This window comes from Pseudomonas chaetocerotis, assembly GCF_015712105.2.
GTDB classification, from domain to species: domain Bacteria; phylum Pseudomonadota; class Gammaproteobacteria; order Pseudomonadales; family Pseudomonadaceae; genus Aquipseudomonas; species Aquipseudomonas chaetocerotis.
In genome coordinates this window covers 1-745 of the sequence record NZ_JACFYX020000037.1, presented here as the reverse complement: position 1 = coordinate 745, position 745 = coordinate 1, and the positions used below count along the sequence as shown (strand labels likewise).

The window sequence follows — 745 nt, the reverse complement described above, 5'->3', positions numbered from 1 at the left end:
AGCAGGGTGTCCCGCTCCGTGGCCGAGAGGATCAAGCGACGCGGCATGTGTCAGTCGTCCGTGCGGAGGTACTGGTAGAGGGTTTCCCGGCTGATGTTGAACTCGCGGGCAAGCTGCGCCTTGGGCTCGCCGGCCGTCGCTCGCTGCCGCAGGGTAGCAGCCTGCTCATCGGACAGGGCTTTCTTGCGGCCCCGGTACGCGCCACGCTGCTTGGCCAAGGCGATGCCCTCACGCTGCCGCTCGCGGATCAGGGCGCGCTCGAACTCAGCGAAGGCCCCCATCACCGACAGCATCAGGTTGGCCATCGGCGAGTCCTCGCCAGTGAACACCAGGCCCTCCTTCAGGAACTCGATGCGCACGCCGCGCTGAGTCAGCTTCTGTACCAAGCGACGCAGGTCATCGAGGTTGCGGGCCAGCCGATCCATGCTGTGCACCACCACTGTATCGCCTTCGCGGACGAAGCTCAGCAGCGCTTCGAGCTGGGGGCGCTGGGTGTCCTTGCCCGATGCCTTGTCGGTGAACACCTTGCTCACCTGGGTTTGTTCCAGCTGGCGTTCCGGGTTCTGGTCAAAGCTGCTGACCCGGACGTAGCCGATGCGGTGCCCCTGCACGATGTCTCCTTGGTTGAAGGCGGCTTAAGTGCTCCTTCTGTTCCGTTGTGCCTCAAACCCCGTTTCTGTCAGGCTGAAATCTATGACCTTCGCAGGCATGTGTCAAAAAATGCGAAAGATGACTCTATTCTGAC

At 62.6% G+C, this 745-nt stretch carries 1 protein-coding gene; it reads right to left on the bottom strand.

The features are described from left to right. Window positions 1–50: 50 nt before the first annotated feature. Window positions 51–611, bottom strand: a complete 561-nt coding sequence (locus tag H3221_RS25530; protein ID WP_001161490.1) for a recombinase family protein — start codon at window positions 609–611, stop codon at window positions 51–53. Window positions 612–745: the final 134 nt, after the last annotated feature.